The organism is Paraclostridium sp. MRS3W1, from assembly GCF_032465715.1.
Lineage (GTDB): Bacteria > Bacillota > Clostridia > Peptostreptococcales > Peptostreptococcaceae > Paraclostridium > Paraclostridium dentum.
On record NZ_JAWDJM010000030.1, the window covers coordinates 15,387 to 38,379 of the forward strand.

Below are 22,993 nucleotides of genomic sequence, written 5' to 3' on the forward strand. Positions count from 1 at the left end.
TCAGAAAGGAGAATATATGTTAAATTTTGATGCAGGAAATTATGATGTAATAGTAGTTGGAGCAGGGCATGCAGGATGTGAAGCTGCATTAGCTACAGCTAGGATGGGACATAAGACATTAGTTATAACTCTTTCTTTAGACTCAATAGCTTTACTTCCTTGCAACCCTTCTATAGGAGGAACAGGAAAAGGACAATTAGTTAAGGAAATAGATGCTCTAGGTGGGCAAATGGGTATAAATATCGATAAAACATTTATACAAAGTAGAATGCTAAATACAGCTAAAGGGCCAGCTGTTCACTCATTAAGAGCTCAAGCAGATAAGGCTAGATACCATGAAGAAATGAAAAAAACATTAGAAAATGAGCCTAACTTAGATATAGCAATGGATGAAGTTGTAGATATATTAAGTGAAGGTAATGTTGTAAAGGGTGTAATTACAAAACTAGGATGTATATATCATGCTAAAGCTGTAATACTTGCAACAGGAGTTTACTTAAATTCTAAAATATACATGGGAGAAGTTTCTTTTTATGAAGGTCCTAATGCTTTAGGATACAGTAAATTCTTAACTGATAAACTTGTTGACTTAGGATTAAGAATGAGAAGATTTAAAACAGGAACTCCTGCTAGAATACATAGAGATAGCATAGACTTCTCTGTTATGGAATTACAAAATGGAGATGAGCGTATAACTCCATTCTCATTTTTAAATAATGAATTAGCTAGAAAACAAGAGCCATGTTACTTAACAAGAACAAATTTAAACACTCATGAAATAATAAAGAGTAACCTAGGAAGATCTCCTATGTATGCAGGGGAAATAGATAGTACTGGTGCTAGATATTGTCCATCTATAGAAGATAAGATTGTTAGATTTAGTGACAAGGAATCACATCAAATATTTATAGAGCCAGAAGGAGAAAGTACTAAAGAAATGTACATCCAAGGTATATCAACAAGTTTACCTTACGAAGTACAAATTCAAATGTATAAAAGTGTTCAAGGTCTTGAAAATGCAAGAATAATGAGACCTGCATATGCAATAGAGTATGATTGTATAGACCCAACTCAATTAAAAACAACTCTTGAGATAAAAGGTGTAGACAACTTATTTAGTGCTGGTCAATTCAATGGAACTTCAGGTTATGAAGAGGCAGCATCTCAAGGTTTAATAGCAGGTATAAATGCAGCATTAAAAATTCAAGGAAAAGAACCATTTATATTAGACAGATCAGAAGCTTATATAGGTGTTTTAATAGATGATTTAGTTACAAAAGGAACTAATGAGCCTTATAGAATGATGACGTCTAGATGTGAGTACAGATTATACTTAAGACAAGATAATGCAGATATGAGACTTACTGAAAAGGGTAATGAAATAGGACTTGTAAATGAAGATAGATATAAAAAATACTTAGATAAAAAAGAGTTAATTGAAAAAGAATTAGAAAGATTAAAGACTGAAAGAATTACTCCTAAAGACATAAATCATCTACTAGAAGAAAAAGGAGCATCTCCTATAAAAGTAGGTTATTCTTTATATGAATTCTTAAAAAGACCAGAAGTTGATTATGAAATGATAGAAGCTGCTGGTAAAGGAGCAGGAGAAGAAGTTCCTTATTCAGTAAAAGAACAATGTGTAATAATGACTAAATATGAAGGTTATATAGATAAACAATTAAAACAAATAGATCAATTTAAAAAGCTAGAAAATAAGAAGTTAAATGAAGACTTAAATTATTCAGCTATAGATGGGTTAAGAATAGAAGCTAGACAAAAGTTAGATGCTATAAAGCCTATATCAATAGGACAAGCATCTCGTATATCTGGAGTTTCGCCAGCTGATATATCAGTTTTACTTATCTATCTTGAACAACAAAGAAGAGGTAGAGGTGAAAAAAATGACTAATGCTGATATATTAAAAAAAGGTATTGAAGACTTAGGATTAAAATGTAGTGATGAAACTATAGATAAGTTTAGTAAGTATAGAGAAATCTTAGTTGAATGGAATCAAAAAATGAATCTTACTGGAATAGAAGAAGAAAAAGAAGTGTATATAAAACACTTTTTAGATTCTGTAGCTGCAGTTAAAAAAGGTTATATAAAAGATGGAATGTCTATAATTGACGTAGGTACTGGAGCTGGGTTTCCAGGACTTCCATTAAGAATTTGCTTAGAAAATTCAAAAGTAACACTTTTAGATTCTTTAAATAAAAGAATAAATTTCCTAAGTGAAGTTTGTACAAATATTAATATAGATGATATTGAATTAATACATGGAAGAGCAGAAGACTTTGGAAAAGACGAAAAATATAGAGAACAATATGATATAGCTACAGCTAGAGCTGTTGCAGGACTACCTATTTTAATGGAATTTTGTGTACCTTTTATAAAAGTTGGGGGCTACTTTGTATGTTTAAAAGGACCAAATGCAGACACTGAATTAGAAGAGTCTAGAAAAGCTATGGAAGTTTTAGGTTTAGAATTTGTAGAAAAGATAGATGTAGAGCTTCCAGAAATAGAGCTAAAACATAATATAGTTGTTTTCAAAAAAGTAAATAGTACGCCAGCAAAATACCCAAGAAAAGCAGGCAAACCAGTAAAAACCCCAATAAAATAGAATGAAAATCTATATTTCCAAAGAAATATTTTTAAATTATATGTTAAAAAAAATATTTTAGAAGGAATATGTAGTTAAATGAAGAAATATTATACAAATAAGTAACTAAGGTAATTTCGTGTTTTAAATATATTTAGTTTTGGATGAGAGAGGGATGTTATGGAAGATAAAAGAGTTATGGAGATACCTATAGATAATATAGTTCCAAATCCATACCAACCAAGAAGAGTATTTTCACAAGCGGCATTAGAAGAGTTAAGTGAATCTATAAAGGTATATGGTATATTACAGCCTATAACTGTTAGGAGTAAAAGCAACAATGAGTATGAATTAGTAGCAGGAGAGAGAAGGCTTAGGGCATCAAAACTAGCTGGATTAAAGACTATTCCTGCTATAATAAATAATATGTCTGATGAATCTTCAGCTGTATTAGCATTATTAGAAAACTTACAAAGAGAAGATTTAAATTTTATAGAAGAAGCTATGGGTTATGAGAACTTAATAAAAGAGCATGAGTTCACACAACAACAGCTTGCAGCAAAGTTAGGAAAAAATCAATCTACAATAGCTAATAAAATTAGAATACTAAGATTACCAACAGATATAAAAATAAAATTAGTAGAGAATAGTTTAACGGAGAGACATGCTAGAGCTTTATTGAAATTGCCAAATGAAGAACTTATGAGAGAAGTTTTAGAAAAGGTAATAAAATCAGATTTAAATGTAAAGAAAACAGAAAAGCTAATAGCAGATATATTAGAAGATTTAAAACAACCTAAAGATGGTGAAGATAAAAAACAAACTGTCAAAGGTATAATGGGAATGAGAATATACCTTAATACTATCAAGCAAGCATACGAAGCTATAACTAATACAGGATTAGAAGCTAAGTATAAAGAGGTTGATAAAGGTGATCACATAGAGGTTGTTGTAAAGATTCCTAAAAAATAAAAGATTACTGCTTAGCAGTAATCTTTTTTTAAAAGGTTAAAGGGGGTTAAGTCTTATGAGCAAAGTAATAGCAGTGTTTAATCAAAAAGGTGGAGTTGGAAAAACAACTACAAATGTAAATTTAAGCGCTAGTGTAGCTAAAATGGGTAAAAAAGTTTTAGTATTAGATCTAGATCCACAGGGGAATTCTACTAGTGGATATGGTATAGAAAAAAATGAAGTCGAAAATACAATTTATGAAGTATTAATAAATAATGATAGTATAGAGAATGCAATAATTAAAACTGAATTTGAAAATATTGATATAGTAGCATCAGCAACAGAATTAGCTGGAGCAGAAATAGAGTTTACAACTGTTGAAGAAAGAGAATATATATTAAAAAAAGCAATAGATAAAGTAAGGGATAAATATGATTACATATTTATAGATTGTCCTCCATCTTTAGGTATGCTAACTATAAATTGTTTAACAGCAGTTGATAGTGTTTTAATACCTATACAGTGTGAATACTATGCTTTAGAAGGTGTTAGCCAGCTAATGGAAACTATATCACTAATTAAGAGAAGTCTAAATCCTAATTTAGAGATACAAGGTGTAGTTTTAAGTATGTTTGATGGAAGGGCGAACCTGTCAATTCAAGTAGTAGAAGAAGTAAAAAAATACTTTAAAGGAAGTGTATATACAACTTTAATTCCAAGAAATGTAAGGTTAGCAGAGGCTCCAAGTCATGGTAAACCAGTTATATACTATGATTCTAGATGTAAAGGTGCTGTTGCATACTTAGAATTAGCAGAAGAATTTATAGATTTAGAGGAGGATGTGATATAGAATGGAAAAAACGACAAGACGTTCAAATAGACTAGGAAAAGGGCTAGGAGCTTTAATTCCAACTATAAAAGAAGAGATAGATTCAAAAGACATTGTTAATATAGATATAAAGAAAATTTATGCAAACCCAGAACAACCTAGAAAAGTTTTTGATGGGGAAAAAATAGAGATATTATCAAATTCTATAAAAAACTATGGAGTTTTACAGCCTATAGTAGTTAAACCAGACGATGAAGGTAAATACATGATAATAGCTGGTGAAAGAAGATATAGAGCTTCAAAAAAAGCTAATTTAAAAGAAATGCCAGCCGTTATAAAAGATATACCTATGAAAGATTTAATGGAAATAGCTCTTATAGAAAACTTACAAAGAGAAGATTTAAACTCTATAGAGGAAGCAATAGCTTATAAAAGTTTAATAGACCATTATAGTGTGACTCAGGAGGAAATTTCTGAAGCAGTTGGAAAAAGTAGACCTCACATAACAAATACTTTAAGACTTTTAAATCTTAGTAAAGAAGTTATGGCTATGGTGGAAGATAATAGAATTACTCCAGGTCATGGTAAAGCTCTTTTGAGAATAACTGATTCAAAAATACAATTAGAGTTAGCTAACAAAATAATAGAGGAAGAGTTATCTGTTAGAGAAACTGAAAGATTAGCTAAAAAAATAGTAGAGAGCGAAACTCCAGTTGTTGAAAAAAGTAAAAAACAAAAAGATATATATATTGTGGATGTAGAAGAAAGACTTACAAGTCTTTTAGGAACAAAAGTTAATATTTCTAAAGGCAAGAAAAAAGGTAAAATAGAAATAGAGTACTATAATGATGATGATTTAAATGGCATAATATCATTATTGTTAGAAGGACAAGAAGCATAAGAGAGGGGACTTAATATGATTTACTTAGATAATGCAGCAACTACATTTCCAAAACCTAAGGAAGTATATTGTGCAGTTTTAGATTGTATGGAAACTTATGGAGCTAATCCAGGGAGAGCTGGTCATAAATTAGCTATGAGAGCAGGGAGAGAGATTTACGAGTGTAGAGAGAATATAGCTAAACTTTTAAATGTATCTAATCCTATGAATATAGTGTTTACACATAATGCTACAGACTCTTTAAACCTTGCTATAAAAGGGGTTGTTAAACCTGGAGATCATATTATAACAACAAGTATTGAACATAACTCAGTTATAAGACCTATAAAGTCTTTAGAGAAAAAAGGAGTAGAAAATACTATTGTTAAATGTGATAAATTAGGACAACTAGATCCTGAAGATATAAGAAAAGCAATAAGACCAAATACAAAATTGATTGTTACAACTCATGCATCAAATGTATGTGGAACTATTGTTGATATAGAATCTGTAGGTAATATAGCTAAAGAAAATAATATATTATACTTAGTGGATGCATCTCAAACATTAGGGGTATATGATGTAGATGTTCAGAAATTAAATGTAGATATGGTAGCAGCTCCAGGACATAAATGTTTACTTGGACCACAAGGGACAGGTATTTTATATATAAGAGAAGGACTTAATGTCGATATATTAAAAGAAGGTGGAACAGGTAGTAATTCAGAAGACTTATTCCAACCTAACATGATGCCTGATAGATATGAATCAGGAACTCATAATACACCTGGTATAGCAGGGTTAAATGCAGGTGTTAAATTTGTTCTAGAAACAGGAATAGATAAAATTAGACATCATGAAGAAGAATTATGTGATTATATGCTGAAAAAACTAAAAGAGGTTCCTAATGTTAAAATATATGGACCTTTAGATAGCAAAAAAAGAGCAGCTGTAATTTCTATAAACATAGGGGATATAGATTCAGGAGAATTAACATACCTGCTAGATGATATGTACGATATTGCAACAAGATCAGGAATTCATTGTTCACCACTTACTCATGAGACAATAGGAACGCTTGTACAAGGTACTGTAAGATTTAGTTTTGGATACTTTAATACAAAAGAGGAAATAGATAAAACTGTCGAAGCTTTGATAGAAATAGAAAAAGAAATTAATATGTAAAAATATGGGTGATTTACCTCAGTAGTATAGCTATAAAGAGGGAATCACCTGTATTTTTATGTACTAAATTAAAAAATAAATGGCGCCTAAAAAAATAAATTAGTGTATTTATGATAAATATAAGTTATAATTTTATTATAAGAAAATGTTTTCTAGGGGGGACAGGCATGGAAATTTTAAGCTTAGGAGAAAAAATTAAGAAATTAAGAAAAGAAAAAAACTTAACGCTTAAAGAACTAGCTGGAGAAAGAATTACTGCAGCTCAAATTAGTCATATAGAAAGAGACAAGTCATACACTAGTTACGAGTTATTAGAATATTTAGCAAGCCGTCTTGGTGTAAGTGTAGACTATTTACTAGAAACAAAGGAAATGCAAGCTAAAAAGATAACTGATAATTTAATAATACAAAGTGAAATTTATATAAAATGCAAAGATTTAGAAAAAGCAAAAGAAGAAATAAATAAAGTTATGTCGATATGTACAAAGTATCAATTAATAGATAATTATGGGAGATGCAATCTATTACTTGCTACGATAAACCTAAAACAAAAAGATTATAATGCTGCTATAATTAACTTTGAAAAATCATTATATTTTTTCATACAAAATAATGATAAAGAGAATATAGCTAAATGCTATATAAACATAGGTAAAATTTATATGGAAGAAAACTTCCATAAAGGAGCAGTAAGTAACTTCAAATTTGCTGAAGATATTTTAGAAGAAAATAAATTAAATGATTCAAGTGTTAAAAAAGATTTATACAGCAATATATCATTTTGTTATACACAACTAAACAAAGATGATGAAGCTTTAGAGTATATAGAAAAAATTAAAAACTTAGATATAACTGTTAACACAAAAGAAGAAGCTGAGTTAATGGTATCTAAAGCAAATAAATTAATGGGTATGGGTAAATATGAAGACGCTAAGCAACAATTTAGATTAGCTTTAGAACTTTTAGAAGAAGAAGATAATAAGAATGAATTAGCTAATGTTTATTTAAGAGTATGTGAAGTTTATGAAAATATAGGTGACAGTGAAAAAGCATTAGATTATTCAAAGAGAGCTTATGAAATAAAAAAATATGATGAAGATGAATGTTCAATTAATGTTATTATAAAAATAATACAATCATACATTCAACTAGAAAACTATGAAGAAGCTAGAAAGTATTCGAAGTTAGCACTAGCTAGTTCAATAAAAAATAAAAATAAGTATTTTGAATATAAAGCTCTTAAATATTATTCTCAAATATACAAAAAAGAAGAAAATATTAAAATGGCAATAGAATATATACTAAAATGTACAAATATAGTAAATGAACTAAACGACAGGAAAACTCTTGCAGACTTATATATAGAATTAGGTCAACTATATACAGATATCTCAAAAGAAAAAGAACTTGAGTATTATCAAAAAGGTGTTTGTTTATATAAAAACTTAGAAATTATTTAAAAAGACTCTTTAATAAAAGGAGTCTTTTATTTTTATATAGAAAATATTAGGTATAAATGGGCTTGGGGGGATTAGATGTGAAAAAGAAATGGTTATTAATAATTGTATTAATTATAATAGTTTTAATAAATCCTAAGACAATAGGAAGTGTTAGTCAAAAATTAGGTAAAAAATCTGTAAAAATACAAGATAAAAAAAGTATAGAGGTCAGTGAAAAATTTAATTGTGTAGAGTATGAAGATAATATTGTATATTATGATGGAAAGACATTAAAAAGTGTAGATGAAAATGGAAAAGAAATATTTAAGATAAATCTAAATATAAAAAATTTAAGACTAGATAGTAATAAATATATAGATGTATTAGATAAAGATAAAAATACTATATATAGTATAAATAAAACTGGAAAAGTTGTTTTCAAAAAAAATGTACCGAATAATGGACTTATGTATGTAAGTTTAGATAATGATTCATATGTATATGCATATAAAAAAGAAAATAAAGATAGTATAAATATTTACGATTTTGAGGGTAACTTGCAGAAAAACTTAGATTTAGAAGGAAAACTAACTGATATAGAATATACATCACAAGGTATATACGTGTGTGATTTAAAAACTGAAAAAGATTTAGAAAGCACAATAACTAAATATGATTACAATGGAAACTTAAAAAATAAAAAAAGCATAAAAGACTCTATTATTTTAGATAGCATAGTGCAAAAAGATAATATTTACTTAATTGAAAAAAATAAAATAAGCAGGGTAGATTATAATTTAAAGGTAATTGATGAATTTGATGTTAAAAATATAAAATATTATAGCAATATAAATAGTGATGGAATGTATGTTATAGAAGAAAACAATAATATAAAACATATAAGCAAGAAAGTTGAAGATATATCTACATCAAGTAATATTGAATATATAGATGGTATTGTTAATATGAAAGATAACTTTATATTGTATAAAGATAATAAAATAATTAATAAAAAAGGTGAAGAATTAAAAGGTTTTGAAAAGGATATAAAAAGTATAATGTTGATTAACGACTCAACTCTAGGTGTTGAATTGGATGATAAAATACAAATATTAAAAGTTAAATAGACAATAGGACAATGAAATAATTTAAATCTATTGTATAGGAATAATCTATAACAAAATATGTCTATATATGTTAAAATTAAGGAAGTATTATATTAAGGAGATGAGTATTTATGAGAATAGAGTTAGATGCAAAAGGACTGGCATGTCCGAAACCAGTTATAAATACTAAAAAAAAATTAGATAGTATTGAACAAGGGGTTGTAGAAGTAACTGTAGATAATGAGATTGCTAAGGAAAATATATTAAAATTAGCAAAATCAATGAATTTAGAAGCAAATGTATTAAAAACAGAAAAAGATTCTATTTGTATAGAGATTATAAAAGGTGAAAATGTTATAATAGAAGAAAAATCACAAGAGTCTTTAGCTGATACATGTATATTTATAAACTCAGATAAAATGGGAACTGGAAATGATGAATTAGGACAGGTACTTATAAAAGGATATATATATACTTTAACAGAAAGTAAGCCATATCCAAAAAGTATACTATTTGTTAATAGCGGAATAAAGTTGACAACAGAAAATGAAGCAACAGTAGAAAATCTGAAAATATTACAAGATGCAGGTGTTGAAATATTATCTTGTGGAACATGCTTAGATTACTACGGATTAAAAGAAGAATTAAAAGTTGGAACTGTAACAAATATGTATACAATTGTAGAATCAATGAATAATTCATCAAAAACTATATCTATATAAATAATAAAGACTACATGACAAAGTTTATGTAGTCTTTGTTTATATAAAATCAAAAATAAAGGCATTAAGAAAGGAATACAGGAAAATGAACGAAATGTATATAGTAGCTTTTAACTCAACACATCATGCAATAAGAACAGATAAAGTTTTAAATGAAAAAGATTTAAAGGTAACGACTTTACCAACACCTAGAGAAATAAGTTCTAGTTGTGGAATATCTGTTAGATTTTTAAAAGAGGATATGGATGTAGTTGTAGAATCTTTAGAAGAAAATGAAATTTTATATAATGGAATTTTCAAAGTAAATAGAGTAGCCGGAGGAAAAAAAGAAGTAACTAAATTAAGATAGGAGTGATGCAAATGCCAATGAAGCTAAACGTAGGAGATGTTGTAGAACTAAAGAAACCACATCCATGTGGATGTAAAGAATTTGAAATAACTAGAGCAGGAATGGACTTTAAAATAAAGTGTTTAAAGTGTGATAGAATGCTGATGTTAGATAGAGAAACTTTAGAAAAAAGAATAAAAAAAGTAAAAGGCTTGTAAAAAAGCGTTTTCTTTTGCTATAATTAAAGTGGGAAAACATTTTACCAAGGGGGAACTTAATTATGGCTATCAAATTTGCAAAAAGAATGGATGGATTAAAAGGATCTGAGATTCGTGAGCTTTTAAAATTGACAGAGAAACCTGAAGTAATATCTTTTGCAGGCGGACTTCCAGCTCCTGAATTATTTCCAGTAGAAGAAATGAAAGAAATATCAAGAATGGTATTAGAAGAATCAGGAAGAGAAGCTCTTCAATATACTACAACAGAAGGATTTGGACCTTTAAGAGAGCACATAGCTGAAAGAATGAATAGAAAGCTAAAAACTAATGTATCAAAAGATGATCTATTAATAACAAGTGGATCTCAACAAGGTTTAGATTTTGCAGGTAAAATTTTCTTAGATGAAGGAGATGTAGTTTTAGTAGAAAGTCCATCATACTTAGGTGCACTTAATGCTTTCAAAGCTTATTGTCCTAAATTTATAGAAGTACCAACTGATAAAGATGGTATGATAATTGAAGAACTAGAAAAGATTTTAGAAACAACAGAAAATGTAAAAATGATATATGTTATACCTGACTTCCAAAATCCAACAGGAAAGACATGGTCTATGGAAAGACGTGAAAGATTCATGGATGTCATAAATAAGTTTGAATTACCAGTAGTAGAGGATAATCCATATGGGGAATTAAGATTTGAAGGGGAAATATTACCATCATTAAAGGCTATGGATGAAAAAGGACTAGTTATGTTCTTAGGATCATTCTCAAAAATATTCTGTCCAGGATACAGAATAGGTTGGGTTGCTGCTTCTCCAGAATTATTATCAAAATTCATATTTGTTAAACAAGGAGCAGACTTACAAGCATCTACAATATCACAAAGAGAAGTAAGTAAATTTATAGATGTTTATGATTTAGATGCACATGTTGAGAAAATAAAAACAGTTTATAGAAGACGTAGAGATTTAATGTTAAAAACAATAGATGAAACATTCCCAGAAGGAATAGAACATACATATCCAGAAGGTGGATTATTTACTTGGGTAGATCTACCTCAACACTTAGATGCAAGAAAAATAATGGAAAAATGTTTAGAAAACAATGTTGCTTATGTTCCAGGAGGGTCATTCTTCCCTAATGGAGGTAAAGAAAATACATTCAGATTAAATTACTCTAATATGCCTGATGAAAAAATAGTTGAAGGTGTTAAGAGATTAGCAGAGGCATTAAAAGATGCTTTAGCTCAAGATGCAAATGCTTAAATAAAAAATAGTGACCTTTCGGTCACTATTTTTTTTAGGGGAGATTAAGATGAAATATATTAAGGTTATGGGGTTATACCTTATAGGATTAACAAAATAAAAATCTTTATACTATATTAATTTTAGATTTTATTTTTTCTAATAATATTAATATTTCCAATTTTAGTATGAAATAAAATAAAATTGACAATTAATTTTATTAGTGATAAAATGTGTAAAGTGTGAGATTATAAATCTCATTTCTCTGCTCTGCGCAGCAGAGCCGTAAGTCCAAAGGGAGGTGAATCGTGTGAAGAATTATGAATTAGTTTTCGTAGTAAAGCCTAATGCAGATGAAGAAACAAAAGCAGCTGTATTAAACAAGGTTAAAGAAGTTATAGCTACTGAAGGTGAAGTTGCAACTGTAGATACTTGGGGTACTAAGAAATTAGCTTACCCAATAGCTAAGTTCACTGAAGGTTACTATGTATTAGTTAACTTTAAGTCAGGTGTTGATGTTCCTAAGGAAATAGACAGAAACTTAAAGATAAACGAGAACGTAATAAGACATATGATAGTTGTTGCTTAATAACTAATATATAAATTTTACGTGAATAGGCGGTGTTTATATGAATCATGTTGTGCTAGTGGGAAGATTAACGAAGGATCCTGAGTTAAGATATATCCCAGGAACAGGAACAGCCGTTGCATCATTCAGTATTGCCATTGATAGAGATTTTACTAAAAAAGATGGTAGCAAAGATACTGATTTTATACCGGTTGAGGTAATGGGTAAACCTGCTGAATTTTGTGCAAACTATATATCAAAAGGTAGATTAGTTGCTATACAAGGTTCGATAAGAGTAGATAATTATCAAACTCAATCAGGAGAAAAAAGAACTTTCACTAAGGTAAGTGCTCGAAATATACAAGCCTTAGATAGTAATAAAAATAGATCGGATAGTCCATATCCAAATCAAAATCAGAATCAAGGATTCGAACCTAGTTTCGAACCAAGCTTTGAGCCTGCAGGATTAGATCCTCAAGGATTCCAAGCTATAGATGATGATGATATACCATTCTAAAAAGGAGGGAAAAAGACATGATAAACAAGAAGAGACGTAAGAAAAAAAGAGTTTGTCAATTCTGTGCAGATAAAAATGCTAAGATAGACTACAAAAATACTCAAAGATTACAAAAATACGTAACTGAAAGAGGTAAAATATTACCTAGAAGAATAGCTGGTACTTGTGCTAAGCATCAAAGAGAATTAACAGTTGCTATAAAGAGAGCTAGAAACTTAGCTTTATTACCATATACATTAGACTAAGAAAAGGACGAGCCTTTAGGGGGCTCGTTTTTTTATTGGTTAAAACTACTATGATTTATGATATAATATTTATATATTAAGGAGGGGGGACATAGTGAGACTAGATAAAAACTCAGAGATAACGAAGAACATAAAAATTATTGAATGGATGAAAACAGAATTAATAATAAGCCTGGGGGACTTATTTAACCTTTTATTTAAAGGTACAAGACCTGTAGATCAGATTTTACAAGATACTCTAGCTAATATAGTTATGGTTACATATTTACTATCAAAGAGACTTGGAATTAGCTTTAAGGAAATAGATTATAAAATAAAGGAAAAGATAAAGGATGGAATAGAGGAAGACCATAGTGTAGAACGATGGTATGGAGATTTATCTAATCTTAAAAATTACTTAGACAATAGGGAGTGATATTAATTTGAATAATAGAGCTAAATTAACTCAAACGGCAATGATTACTGTTATAGCTATTGGACTTTGTCTTGCTTCAGCATACATTCCGTTTTTAGGGTTACTTGCGCTTATTCTTCCTGTTCCATATGCTATAATATCAACAACTTCAGGATATAAGTATGCATTAATTTCAGCTATATCCTCTTTTTTTATATTGGTATTAACTGTAGACGTAGTATACGCTTTAAATTTACTTATAATGTGTATGTTACCAGGGATAGCAGTGGGATATAGAATCGATCAAGATATCAAAGTAGAAGATGAAAATAAAAGCTTTACGCCTATATACTTTGGAACGATAGCATTTATACTATCTATAATTGTATTTTTTGCAATGTCAAAACTGTTATTTAATATAGATTTATTAGCAGATATATCGAAAACTATAAAAGCAACAGTAGAAGCTCAGTTTGCTATTATGGAAAGTACGAATATGATGCCTAAGGAAAATATAACAGCCAAAGATATGATTAATACGTTCCAAAACATGATGCCTACAGTGTTATTTATGTATAGCATAATAGCATCACTAATAACATATTATGTAGAAGCCTTTATTTTAAGAAGAACTAAAGTATTAAATTACGATTTACCAAAATTTTCGGAGTTTTATTTACCAGGAAATGCTATAGTAACATCACTAATATTATATTTATTAGTTATGTTCTTAGAGATGTTGAATATAGGGCTTTATACAGACTCAATAATGTTAAATATTCAATTGGTATTTAGTATACTATTTTTAATACAAGGTGTATCAGTGTCTATTTACTTTATAAAAAGATGGAAAGATAAATCACCAGGTAAAATAGTATTTGCAGTAATAGCAGTAATTCTATTATCAGGATCCATGATTTTGAGCTTTGTAGGAATGTTAGACAGTGCAATTGATTTTAGAAAGGTAAGAAACTACAAATCCACTTAGGAGGTAGAAATGTTTAATAAGTCGACCTTTAAATTTAATATGCCAGAAATAAATGCATACATAGTGGTTATTGGGATTCTTAGTCTTATATTAATGTATTACAATATATATATAGGTGCTCTTGTATTTGCTGCCTTTATATATATTGTTTTTCATAACTGGAGAACAAGAGATATAAGAAGAAAAGAATGGAATAAGTATATTCAAGATTTAGCTGTAGATATTGATGAAGTAACAAAAAAAGCTATACTAAACTTGCCAATACCTTTATGTATTTTAGAGTTTGATGGTAGTGTTACATGGTACAATGCTAAGTTCCATGAAATGACAGAAAAAGAAGATACCTTAGGTATGAACATAGAAACTCTTGTTAAAAATATAAACTTAAGAAAAGTATTAAATGAAAATAAAGAGTTATATACCGATATAAACTATAATGGAAGACAGTACACTATAGTTTATAATATTATAAAAAGTGATCAAGAAGACAAAACTAAATATTTAATGATGCTTTACTGGATTGATAAAACTGACTACTTAGATTTAAAAAGTAAGTATGAAGAAGAAAAAAATGTAGTAGCTACTATACAAGTAGATGGATATGATGAAGTATTACAAAGTGCTCCTGAAGAGAGAAGACCTTTAATAAATGTAGATATCGATAAAATATTAGCGTCATTAGAATCAAGTTGTAACGGTGCGCTTGAAAAAACGGCTAATGACAAATACTTTTTAGTTTTAAGTAAAAATGAATTAGACAAATTAGAAGCAGATAAATTCTCTATATTAGATAAAATAAGAGAAATTGACCAAGAAAATAATTTACCTGTAACAATAAGTATAGGTATAGGAATAGAAGGAAAAACAATTAATGATAATTTCAAATTAGCAAAAGGAGCATTAGACTTAGCTCTTGGTAGAGGTGGAGATCAAGCCGTAATAAAAACTAAAGACAAGTCTATATTCTACGGGGGTAAATCTAAAGCTGTAGAAAAGAAAACTAAAGTTAAATCAAGACTTATAGGTCATGCGCTAAGAGAGATTATATTAGAAAGCAAGAATATATATATAATGGGACATAAATATCCTGATATGGATGCAATGGGAGCCGCAGGAGGTATTTATGATATATGTAAGTCATGTAATAAAAATGCACATATAGTTTTAAATAGTTCCAACGATTCTATTGACGAATTTGTAGGTAGATTAAAAAAATCTGATTACTACAATAATTTGTTTATATCAAGAGAAGATGCTATTAAAAATTGTTCTAAAGACACATTGGTAATCGTAGTTGATACTCATAGACCTAACTTTACTGAATGTCCTGAATTATTAGCTATATCTGATAAAATTGTTGTTATAGACCACCATAGAAGAGGGGTCGAATTTATAAACGATACAGTTCTTTTATTCCATGAAACTTACGTATCATCAACTTGTGAGATGGTAACGGAATTAGTTCAGTATATGGAAGAAGATGTTAAAATAAATAAATTAACAGCAGAAGGATTAATGGCAGGAATAAGTTTAGATACTAAAAACTTTGCATTTAAAACAGGAGTTAGAACATTTGAAGCAGCATCATATCTGAAAAAAGCAGGAGCAGATACAATAGAAGTTAAGAAGTTATTTAACTCTAATTTAGAAGATTTTGTAACGAAAGCAGAGATAATTCAAAGCACTAAAGTTATAAATGACAAGATATGTTTAGCTTACTGCAAGTCGGATATAAATAATATAAATGTAGTTGTAGCTCAAGCTGCAGATGAGCTTTTAAGCATAAAAGATGTAGAAGCATCATTTGTATTAGGTAAAACTAAATCAGGAACTATATTTATAAGTGCTAGATCATTAGGGTCTATTAACGTACATGTATTAATGGAAAAACTAGGTGGCGGAGGCCACATTGATATAGCAGGAGCTCAACTTGAAGGAGTATCTTTAGAAGAAGGATATAAGATGGTATCAGACATCATAACACAATATCTAGAGGAGGAAGAAGAGTAATGAAAGTTATATTATTAAAAGACATAAAAGGAACAGGGAAAAAAGGTGATGTAAAGGAAGTTAGTGATGGATACGCTAGAAACTTTTTATTCCCTAAAAAATTAGCAGTTCAAGCTGGAAATACAGAGTTAAAAGAATTAAAAGAAAAACAAACATCTCAACAAATAAAAGAACAAAAAGAATACGAAGCAGCAGTTGAATTAGGAAAGAAAATGGAAGAAATGAATATAACTATGTATTCTAAAGCTGGTGATGGTGGAAGATTATTTGGATCTATAACATCTAAAGATATAGCTGCTCAAATAAAAAAAGAGCATGGAATAGATGTAGATAAGAGAAAAGTTATATTAGATGAGCCTATAAGAGTTTTAGGTTCAAGATTTGTTGAAATAAAAATACATCAAAAAGTAGTTACTAAAATGAGAGTAGACGTAAAAGAAAAACAATAAGAAAAACACTAGAGGTGAGATAAATGGAGGATATAGGTAGAATTCCTCCACATAGTGTGGAGTCTGAGCAATCTATACTAGGATCTATACTATTAGATAAAGAAGCTATAATAACTGTTACAGAAACTATAAAACCTGAAGATTTTTATAAAGAAGCTCATAAAATTATTTATGAGTGCATGATGAAGCTAAACAATAAAAATGAACCTATAGATTTAATAACTCTTACTGAAGAGTTAAAGAAGCAAGGTCATCTAGAGGATATAGGAGGAATAAGCTATATAACTAGCTTATCTACTATAGTACCTACAACTTCTAATGTTAAGTATTATGCAGATATAGTGAAAGAGAAATCAGTTTTAAGAAAGCTTATAAGAGTATCTAATGATATATTAAACTTAGGATATGATAGTTCAATAAAAGTAGAAGACATTTTAGAAAAAGCAGAAAAGCAAATATTTGATATATCTCAAGAAAAATCTAGCGAAGATTTCCAAACTATAAATTCAGTACTTATGGATACATATGACACTATAGAAAAGTTATATACTAACAAGGAAGATATAACTGGAATAACTACTGGATTTGACGATTTAAATAAGAAAACTAATGGACTACAAAGAACAGACTTGCTACTTGTTGCAGCACGTCCTGCAATGGGTAAAACAGCATTTTCTCTTAACTTAGTCCAAAATGCAGCACTTAAAGGTGATGCATCTGTAGCTGTATTTAGTTTAGAGATGTCAAAAGAACAATTAGTTCAACGTATGTTATCTGCACAATCTCATGTAGAATTGAAAAAGATAAAAACTGGTAACTTAGATGAAAATGACTGGCCTAGAATTATAGATGCTATGTCTGTTTTATCTAACGCCAACATATATATAGACGATACACCTGGTATAAAAATAGGTGAATTAAGATCGAAGTGTAGAAAATTAAAAATTGAAAAAGGTTTAGACCTAATTCTTATAGATTACCTTCAACTTATGGAAGGTGATGGAGGGAATGAAAGTAGACAACAAGAAATATCTAAAATTTCTAGATCTTTGAAAATAATAGCTAAGGAATTGAATTGTCCTGTAGTAGCATTATCTCAGTTGTCACGTGCACCAGAACAAAGATCAGATCATAGACCTATGTTATCCGATTTAAGAGAATCTGGAGCTATAGAGCAGGATGCAGATATAGTAATGTTCCTATACAGAGATGAATATTATCATCCTGATTCAGAAAGAAAGAATATAGGAGAAATTATAATTGCTAAAAATAGACATGGAGAAACTGGATCAGTTGAACTTGTTTGGTTAGGCGAAATACAAAAATTTGCGAATAAAGCTAGAGAAATGTAATAAAAAATATCCACATGTTGATAATTTTATAAAAAATAATCATATGTGGATATTTTTATTTTAAATTATCGAAACGATATCCACAGTTTCCACAGATGCTCTGTGGATAAATGGTGGATAAAAGTCAAATTAAAAAAGCAAGCTAATTTAGCTTGCTTTCTTATAATTAGTATAATTTTTTCAACGGGGGAGAAAAAAATGATAAATATAGTATATATATATCCAAATACAGAGTTTATAAACAAAGAAATCAATATATGTAGAATAATTGATAATAAAGATAAAGAAACTATAGTTGTATATGGCATTAAAGAAAATAATAAAGTAAAAATATACATTACAAATACATTTACAGGAGATAATAAACTAGTAAAAAAGGCTAACAATGTAAATGATATGGTTATATTTATAGAAACTAATGAACACGAAATAAAAACCCTAGAAAGCTTAGAATATGTGGAAAAATACATACTAAATAAAATAGGTTAATAAAAAAGGTTTTGAAAATAAAGCGAATGTTTGGTAAAATAAGAAAGTAAGTGTTCGAATAAAATAATTAGAGGTGAATTAATATGAAGACTGTTGCTATAGTAGGCTCTCAATGGGGAGACGAAGGTAAAGGTAAAGTTATAGACTATTTAGCTACACAAGCTGATGTAGTAGTAAGAGGACAAGGTGGAAACAATGCAGGTCATACATTAGTTGTTGATGGAAAGAAATATGCATTACACCTAATACCATCAGGAGTATTAAATCCAGAAACTATAAATGTAATAGGTAACGGAATAGTATTTGATCCAAAAGGATTTTTAGAAGAATTAGCTAAGTTAAATGCAGATAATATAGATACTAAAAATATAAAAATAAGTGATAGAGCGCATGTTATATTCCCATATCACAAGGAATTAGATGCTTTAGCTGAAGAAGCTAGAGGAGATAATAAAATAGGTACTACTAAAAAAGGTATAGGACCTTGTTACATGGATAAAACAGAGAGATCTGGAATAAGAATATGTGACTTAATGGATAAAGATATATTCGCTAAAAAATTAAAGGCTCAAATAGATGCTAAGAATAAAATAGTTAAGAATATATATGGAGCAGAAGAGTTTGACTTTGATGCTATATACAATGAATACTTAGGGTATGCAGAGCAAATAAGATCTTACGTAGATGATACATCAGTTGTTGTATACGAAGCTATAAAAGCAGGAAAGAAAGTCTTATTTGAAGGAGCTCAAGGTACATTACTAGATTTAGATTTAGGAACGTATCCGTTCGTAACATCTTCTCATCCTACATCAGGAGGATTCTCTGTAGGAGCTGGTGTTGGACCTAACATGATAAAAGATGTTGTAGGTATAGTAAAATCTTACACTACTAGAGTTGGAGAAGGACCATTTGTTACAGAGTTAAACGATGAAACAGGGGACAAGATAAGAACTCAAGGAAGAGAGTTCGGAACAACTACAGGTAGAGCAAGAAGATGTGGATGGTTTGATGCTGTAATAGTTAGATATGCTGCTAGAGTTAATGGATTAACTAGTATATCTTTAATGTTATTAGACGTTTTAACTGGATTTGATACAGTTAAAATATGTACATCTTACAAAATGGGAGACAAAGTGTTAAGAGAATTCCCAGCTTCATTAGAAGATTTAGCTAAGTGCGAGCCTATATATGAAGAATTAGAAGGATGGTCTGAAGATTTAACAGGTATGGAAACATATGAAGAACTTCCTGAAAATGCTAAGAAATATATAGCTAAAATAGAAGAGTTAGTTGGAGTAAATGTAGATATGGTTTCAGTTGGACCAAACAGAGCTCAAACTATAGTAAGAAAAAATATATTCTAATTTTATAATATATAAAATCAAAAGCTATGTTAAAACATTATATAATGTCTTAACATAGCTTTATTTTATTTTTATATTAATTTATCTATATTTAATTGACTTAAAATATCTTTTTTAACTTTAAATCTAATAGTTTTTAAAGGATCGACAACTTGGCAAACTTCTATATCACTAGTTAAACTCATTAGCATAACTAGATCATTTTTAGATAAGTTGCATTTAGGAAGTAAAATATCAAACATATCTTCGATAGCGATTTCATAAGCCTCATCCAATGTTTCAGCAGAAGCTACAGTATAATAAGCATCTTCAGTTTCTAAGATAGGATTCTTTATTGTTAAGTTATCTATTACTTCAACTTTTACGTCAACTAGAGCTCCTATTTCAGCTCCGCTTACTCCAATTTCACCATCACCCATAACAGCATGGATATCTCCAAGAGATAATAAAGATCCTTCTACTGATATAGGAAGATATACAATAGAGCCTTCAGCTATAATCTTACAGTCCATGTTACCACCGTGACTACCAGGAGTCCCACAATTTATAGACTTATTATCGCTTGGAGCAACACCTATAACACCAATCATTTTATTTAAAGGAAGTTCTAAATTATTAAATAAAGATTTTTCATTTTCTATTTTTAAAATATTATGAGTCATAGTATCTAGTTTATTACCAAGAACTCCAACTCCAGGACCTGTCATGGCAAGAGCATTGCCTTTTAATTCAATAGAATTTATACTAACTTTTAAAGTCTGGTTAGGCATAGAATTTTCTATGTATAAAGGTCCAGTTGCTGGATTTACTCTATCAAAATCTATGCTATCCATATTGTCATCACTACATGTTATTTGACTACACATGCAATCATGAGTTTCAAAAACTACATTGCTTCCTGATTTTACTTTAAGAACTGGATTGTTTAAGCTTGAAAATGTAAATGTATGATTTTCTTTGTTTATGAAGTTCATAAATTTACCTCCTTTATTTAGTATAAGAATATTATATTACAAATAGTATTAATAAAATATTTTTATAATATAATCTTTAAAAAAATCTAAAAAAATTAACAAAATTACTAAATTTTGCTGAAAATTATGCTTAAATAAATGGATTAAACCATTGAAAAATAGGGTATTTAAATAATTTGCTTAAAAAAATTAAAAAAATTTACAAAAAGTGTTGACTAAAGTTAATAAAGCTAATATAATAGTATTTGTTGATACGGCAGAGAAAAAAGTCGAAACAACATCTCAGCAAAGATGATCCATTAGCTCAGTCGGTAGAGCACCTGACTTTTAATCAGGGTGTCCCGCGTTCGAGTCGCGGATGGATCACCATTTTTTTTGTAAGGCCCATTGGTCAAGCGGTCAAGACACCGCCCTTTCACGGCGGTAACAGGGGTTCGATTCCCCTATGGGTCACCAATATTTGGGATTATAGCTCAGCTGGGAGAGCACCTGCCTTACAAGCAGGGGGTCACAGGTTCGAGCCCTGTTAATCCCACCCCATATATGCGGCCTGGTAGTTCAGCTGGTTAGAATGCCAGCCTGTCACGCTGGAGGTCGAGGGTTCGAGTCCCTTCCAGGTCGCCAAACACACATTGCTAGTGTGGCTCAACGGTAGAGCAGCTGACTTGTAATCAGCAGGTTGTAGGTTCGATTCCTATCACTAGCTCCAAAAAAAGATGATCCATTAGCTCAGTCGGTAGAGCACCTGACTTTTAATCAGGGTGTCCCGCGTTCGAGTCGCGGATGGATCACCATTTTTTTTTGTAAAAATATAATATGGCCCATTGGTCAAGCGGTCAAGACACCGCCCTTTCACGGCGGTAACAGGGGTTCGATTCCCCTATGGGTCACCAGCATTTGGGATTATAGCTCAGCTGGGAGAGCACCTGCCTTACAAGCAGGGGGTCACAGGTTCGAGCCCTGTTAATCCCACCAGTAAACTCTTGGATTTTATCTAAGAGTTTTTTTGTGTTCAAAAAAGATATATACACACAATGAATTCAGAGCAAACCGAGTTTTTATTATAAAAATAGATTATAACTTAAGAAGTATTTACAAATTATGTATAATAGTTATATAAACATATAAAAAATATATACAGGGGATATTATGATAGAAATAATTTTATGCGAAGATCAAGTAGAACATCAAAAAAATATAGAAAAAATTTTAGAAAATATATTATATGAAAAAAATATTGATTATAATTTAAACATATATTCAACTGGGGAAGAATTACTTAAGAATTATAATCAAGGTGCGAATATATTTATATTAGACATTCAGATGGACGAGATAACTGGAATGGATGTAGCTAGAAAGATAAGAGAAATCGATAAAAACAAACCAGAAATAATTTTTACAACGTCACTTATTGAATATATACAAGAAGGATATGAAGTAAGGGCTTATAGATATTTACTAAAGCCTATACAATATGATGATTTTAAGAAGCATATTTTGAGTTGTATAGATGAAGTTATAAGTAAAAGAGATAAATTTGTGTTAGTTGAAAATAAAAATGAAACTTACAAAATAAATATCGAAGATATAACTTATATTGAAATTCAAAGAAAAGATATGACTATACACACGGAAAATAAAATTTATGAAACTAAAATGACCATGGATAAGATTGAAAAGGAATTAAAAAACCATAATTTTTATAGATGTCATAAAAGTTTCTTAGTGAATATAAATTATGTAGAAAATATAAAACAATATGTAGCTATATTAGATAATAAAGAAGAGATTTTAGTTAGTAGGCATAGATTTAAAGATTTTAAGCATAAGTTTTTAAGTTCTTTAGGAGAAAAACTATGTTAGATGTTGAGTTAATGTCAAATATAGCTAGATTTGCAAGAGTATTTGTTGAGTATTTAATTTTTATTAAAATATTAAATTGTTTAGAAGTAAAAAAATACAAAAAAATTTATATAGATATCATATTTTTATTAATAGGAGCTTTAGATGCTACAATTATGTTTAATATGGCAACTCAATATTATGATTTTATAAATAATTTAAAGTGGATAGTATTTATTTTATTTGCAAAATTAAATTATAAAGTGAGTTATTTTAAATCATTATTATAT

General features: G+C 29.3%; 25 protein-coding genes and 8 tRNA genes. 32 read left to right on the top strand and 1 reads right to left on the bottom strand.

Annotated features, from left to right (window positions below; genetic code table 11):
- Positions 1 to 16: 16 nt before the first annotated feature.
- The 22 genes from mnmG to RWY47_RS02440 all read left to right on the top strand — a co-directional run bounded on the left by mnmG (position 17) and on the right by RWY47_RS02440 (position 19,884).
- Positions 17 to 1,912: a tRNA uridine-5-carboxymethylaminomethyl(34) synthesis enzyme MnmG gene (gene mnmG, locus RWY47_RS02335; RefSeq protein ID WP_150841738.1), complete on the top strand. Its 1,896-nt coding sequence runs from the start codon at positions 17 to 19 to the stop codon at positions 1,910 to 1,912.
- Positions 1,905 to 2,624, top strand: coding sequence for a 16S rRNA (guanine(527)-N(7))-methyltransferase RsmG (rsmG, locus tag RWY47_RS02340; RefSeq protein WP_021428030.1), 720 nt, complete (start codon positions 1,905 to 1,907; stop codon positions 2,622 to 2,624). Before mnmG ends, rsmG begins: the two co-directional genes overlap by 8 nt.
- Before the next feature lie 159 nt (positions 2,625 to 2,783).
- Positions 2,784 to 3,575 carry a nucleoid occlusion protein gene (noc, locus tag RWY47_RS02345; RefSeq protein WP_021427994.1) on the top strand — a complete coding sequence of 264 codons (792 nt, stop codon included), beginning with the start codon at positions 2,784 to 2,786 and terminating at the stop codon, positions 3,573 to 3,575.
- Between the two features lie 55 nt (positions 3,576 to 3,630).
- Entirely contained in the window at positions 3,631 to 4,404 is a 774-nt protein-coding gene (locus tag RWY47_RS02350; RefSeq protein WP_021428117.1) for a ParA family protein, read from the top strand.
- A gap of 1 nt (position 4,405) precedes the next feature.
- On the top strand, positions 4,406 to 5,284 hold the full coding sequence (locus RWY47_RS02355) for a ParB/RepB/Spo0J family partition protein (RefSeq protein WP_025161513.1): 879 nt from the start codon (positions 4,406 to 4,408) through the stop codon (positions 5,282 to 5,284).
- Positions 5,285 to 5,299: 15 nt separating this feature from the next.
- Positions 5,300 to 6,448 (top strand): aminotransferase class V-fold PLP-dependent enzyme, encoded by a 1,149-nt coding sequence (locus RWY47_RS02360; RefSeq protein WP_224170951.1) that lies wholly within the window; start codon positions 5,300 to 5,302, stop codon positions 6,446 to 6,448.
- A gap of 167 nt (positions 6,449 to 6,615) precedes the next feature.
- Entirely contained in the window at positions 6,616 to 7,908 is a 1,293-nt protein-coding gene (locus tag RWY47_RS02365; RefSeq protein ID WP_224170950.1) for a helix-turn-helix domain-containing protein, read from the top strand.
- A 77-nt stretch (positions 7,909 to 7,985) separates the two neighbouring features.
- Positions 7,986 to 9,014, top strand: a complete 1,029-nt coding sequence (locus RWY47_RS02370; RefSeq protein WP_224170949.1) for a DUF5711 family protein — start codon at positions 7,986 to 7,988, stop codon at positions 9,012 to 9,014.
- Between the two features lie 110 nt (positions 9,015 to 9,124).
- Positions 9,125 to 9,715, top strand: coding sequence for a sulfurtransferase-like selenium metabolism protein YedF (yedF, locus tag RWY47_RS02375; protein WP_021427997.1), 591 nt, complete (start codon positions 9,125 to 9,127; stop codon positions 9,713 to 9,715).
- A gap of 85 nt (positions 9,716 to 9,800) precedes the next feature.
- Positions 9,801 to 10,064, top strand: coding sequence for a DUF3343 domain-containing protein (locus tag RWY47_RS02380; protein ID WP_021434333.1), 264 nt, complete (start codon positions 9,801 to 9,803; stop codon positions 10,062 to 10,064).
- Between the two features lie 11 nt (positions 10,065 to 10,075).
- Positions 10,076 to 10,261, top strand: coding sequence for a DUF951 domain-containing protein (locus RWY47_RS02385; RefSeq protein WP_021428122.1), 186 nt, complete (start codon positions 10,076 to 10,078; stop codon positions 10,259 to 10,261).
- A gap of 62 nt (positions 10,262 to 10,323) precedes the next feature.
- Complete coding sequence (locus RWY47_RS02390) at positions 10,324 to 11,526, top strand: aminotransferase-like domain-containing protein (RefSeq protein WP_021428032.1); 1,203 nt, start codon at positions 10,324 to 10,326, stop codon at positions 11,524 to 11,526.
- A gap of 289 nt (positions 11,527 to 11,815) precedes the next feature.
- The gene (gene rpsF / locus RWY47_RS02395) at positions 11,816 to 12,094 is read left to right on the top strand and encodes a 30S ribosomal protein S6 (RefSeq protein ID WP_021428006.1); all 279 of its coding nucleotides are present in this window, start codon (positions 11,816 to 11,818) and stop codon (positions 12,092 to 12,094) included.
- Positions 12,095 to 12,134: 40 nt separating this feature from the next.
- Positions 12,135 to 12,590: a single-stranded DNA-binding protein gene (locus RWY47_RS02400; RefSeq protein WP_021434331.1), complete on the top strand. Its 456-nt coding sequence runs from the start codon at positions 12,135 to 12,137 to the stop codon at positions 12,588 to 12,590.
- A 17-nt stretch (positions 12,591 to 12,607) separates the two neighbouring features.
- Positions 12,608 to 12,835 carry a 30S ribosomal protein S18 gene (gene rpsR / locus RWY47_RS02405; protein ID WP_021127409.1) on the top strand — a complete coding sequence of 76 codons (228 nt, stop codon included), beginning with the start codon at positions 12,608 to 12,610 and terminating at the stop codon, positions 12,833 to 12,835.
- A 94-nt stretch (positions 12,836 to 12,929) separates the two neighbouring features.
- Positions 12,930 to 13,250 (top strand): MazG-like family protein, encoded by a 321-nt coding sequence (locus RWY47_RS02410; protein ID WP_021428034.1) that lies wholly within the window; start codon positions 12,930 to 12,932, stop codon positions 13,248 to 13,250.
- Positions 13,251 to 13,257: 7 nt separating this feature from the next.
- Positions 13,258 to 14,217, top strand: a complete 960-nt coding sequence (locus RWY47_RS02415; RefSeq protein ID WP_224170948.1) for a YybS family protein — start codon at positions 13,258 to 13,260, stop codon at positions 14,215 to 14,217.
- A 9-nt stretch (positions 14,218 to 14,226) separates the two neighbouring features.
- Entirely contained in the window at positions 14,227 to 16,227 is a 2,001-nt protein-coding gene (locus tag RWY47_RS02420; protein ID WP_021427993.1) for a DHH family phosphoesterase, read from the top strand.
- Positions 16,227 to 16,676, top strand: coding sequence for a 50S ribosomal protein L9 (gene rplI / locus RWY47_RS02425; RefSeq protein ID WP_021428061.1), 450 nt, complete (start codon positions 16,227 to 16,229; stop codon positions 16,674 to 16,676). Before RWY47_RS02420 ends, rplI begins: the two co-directional genes overlap by 1 nt.
- A gap of 23 nt (positions 16,677 to 16,699) precedes the next feature.
- Positions 16,700 to 18,028 carry a replicative DNA helicase gene (gene dnaB / locus RWY47_RS02430; RefSeq protein WP_021428037.1) on the top strand — a complete coding sequence of 443 codons (1,329 nt, stop codon included), beginning with the start codon at positions 16,700 to 16,702 and terminating at the stop codon, positions 18,026 to 18,028.
- Between the two features lie 198 nt (positions 18,029 to 18,226).
- Positions 18,227 to 18,517: a hypothetical protein gene (locus RWY47_RS02435; protein ID WP_224170947.1), complete on the top strand. Its 291-nt coding sequence runs from the start codon at positions 18,227 to 18,229 to the stop codon at positions 18,515 to 18,517.
- A gap of 83 nt (positions 18,518 to 18,600) precedes the next feature.
- The gene (locus tag RWY47_RS02440) at positions 18,601 to 19,884 is read left to right on the top strand and encodes an adenylosuccinate synthase (RefSeq protein ID WP_021428046.1); all 1,284 of its coding nucleotides are present in this window, start codon (positions 18,601 to 18,603) and stop codon (positions 19,882 to 19,884) included.
- A gap of 71 nt (positions 19,885 to 19,955) precedes the next feature.
- On the opposite strand, the gene RWY47_RS02445 is transcribed toward RWY47_RS02440, so the two are convergent.
- Positions 19,956 to 20,858 (bottom strand): acetamidase/formamidase family protein, encoded by a 903-nt coding sequence (locus tag RWY47_RS02445; protein WP_224170946.1) that lies wholly within the window; start codon positions 20,856 to 20,858, stop codon positions 19,956 to 19,958.
- 293 nt (positions 20,859 to 21,151) lie between these two features.
- Between RWY47_RS02445 and RWY47_RS02450 the strand changes: the two genes are divergently transcribed.
- The 10 genes from RWY47_RS02450 to RWY47_RS02495 form a co-directional block, all read left to right on the top strand.
- A tRNA-Lys gene (locus tag RWY47_RS02450) sits at positions 21,152 to 21,227 on the top strand.
- 12 nt (positions 21,228 to 21,239) lie between these two features.
- Positions 21,240 to 21,314, top strand: a tRNA-Glu gene (locus RWY47_RS02455).
- Positions 21,315 to 21,320: 6 nt separating this feature from the next.
- Positions 21,321 to 21,393: transfer RNA gene (locus RWY47_RS02460), tRNA-Val, on the top strand.
- Positions 21,394 to 21,405: 12 nt separating this feature from the next.
- Positions 21,406 to 21,482 (top strand) — tRNA-Asp (locus RWY47_RS02465).
- 10 nt (positions 21,483 to 21,492) lie between these two features.
- Positions 21,493 to 21,567 (top strand) — tRNA-Thr (locus RWY47_RS02470).
- A 9-nt stretch (positions 21,568 to 21,576) separates the two neighbouring features.
- Positions 21,577 to 21,652: transfer RNA gene (locus tag RWY47_RS02475), tRNA-Lys, on the top strand.
- 24 nt (positions 21,653 to 21,676) lie between these two features.
- Positions 21,677 to 21,751, top strand: a tRNA-Glu gene (locus RWY47_RS02480).
- Between the two features lie 6 nt (positions 21,752 to 21,757).
- Positions 21,758 to 21,833, top strand: a tRNA-Val gene (locus RWY47_RS02485).
- A gap of 174 nt (positions 21,834 to 22,007) precedes the next feature.
- Positions 22,008 to 22,724, top strand: coding sequence for a LytR/AlgR family response regulator transcription factor (locus tag RWY47_RS02490; RefSeq protein WP_224170945.1), 717 nt, complete (start codon positions 22,008 to 22,010; stop codon positions 22,722 to 22,724).
- Positions 22,718 to 22,993, top strand: a 276-nt coding sequence (locus RWY47_RS02495) for a hypothetical protein (RefSeq protein WP_316030228.1), incomplete at its 3' end; no start/stop codon positions are given. The genes RWY47_RS02490 and RWY47_RS02495, both read left to right, overlap by 7 nt.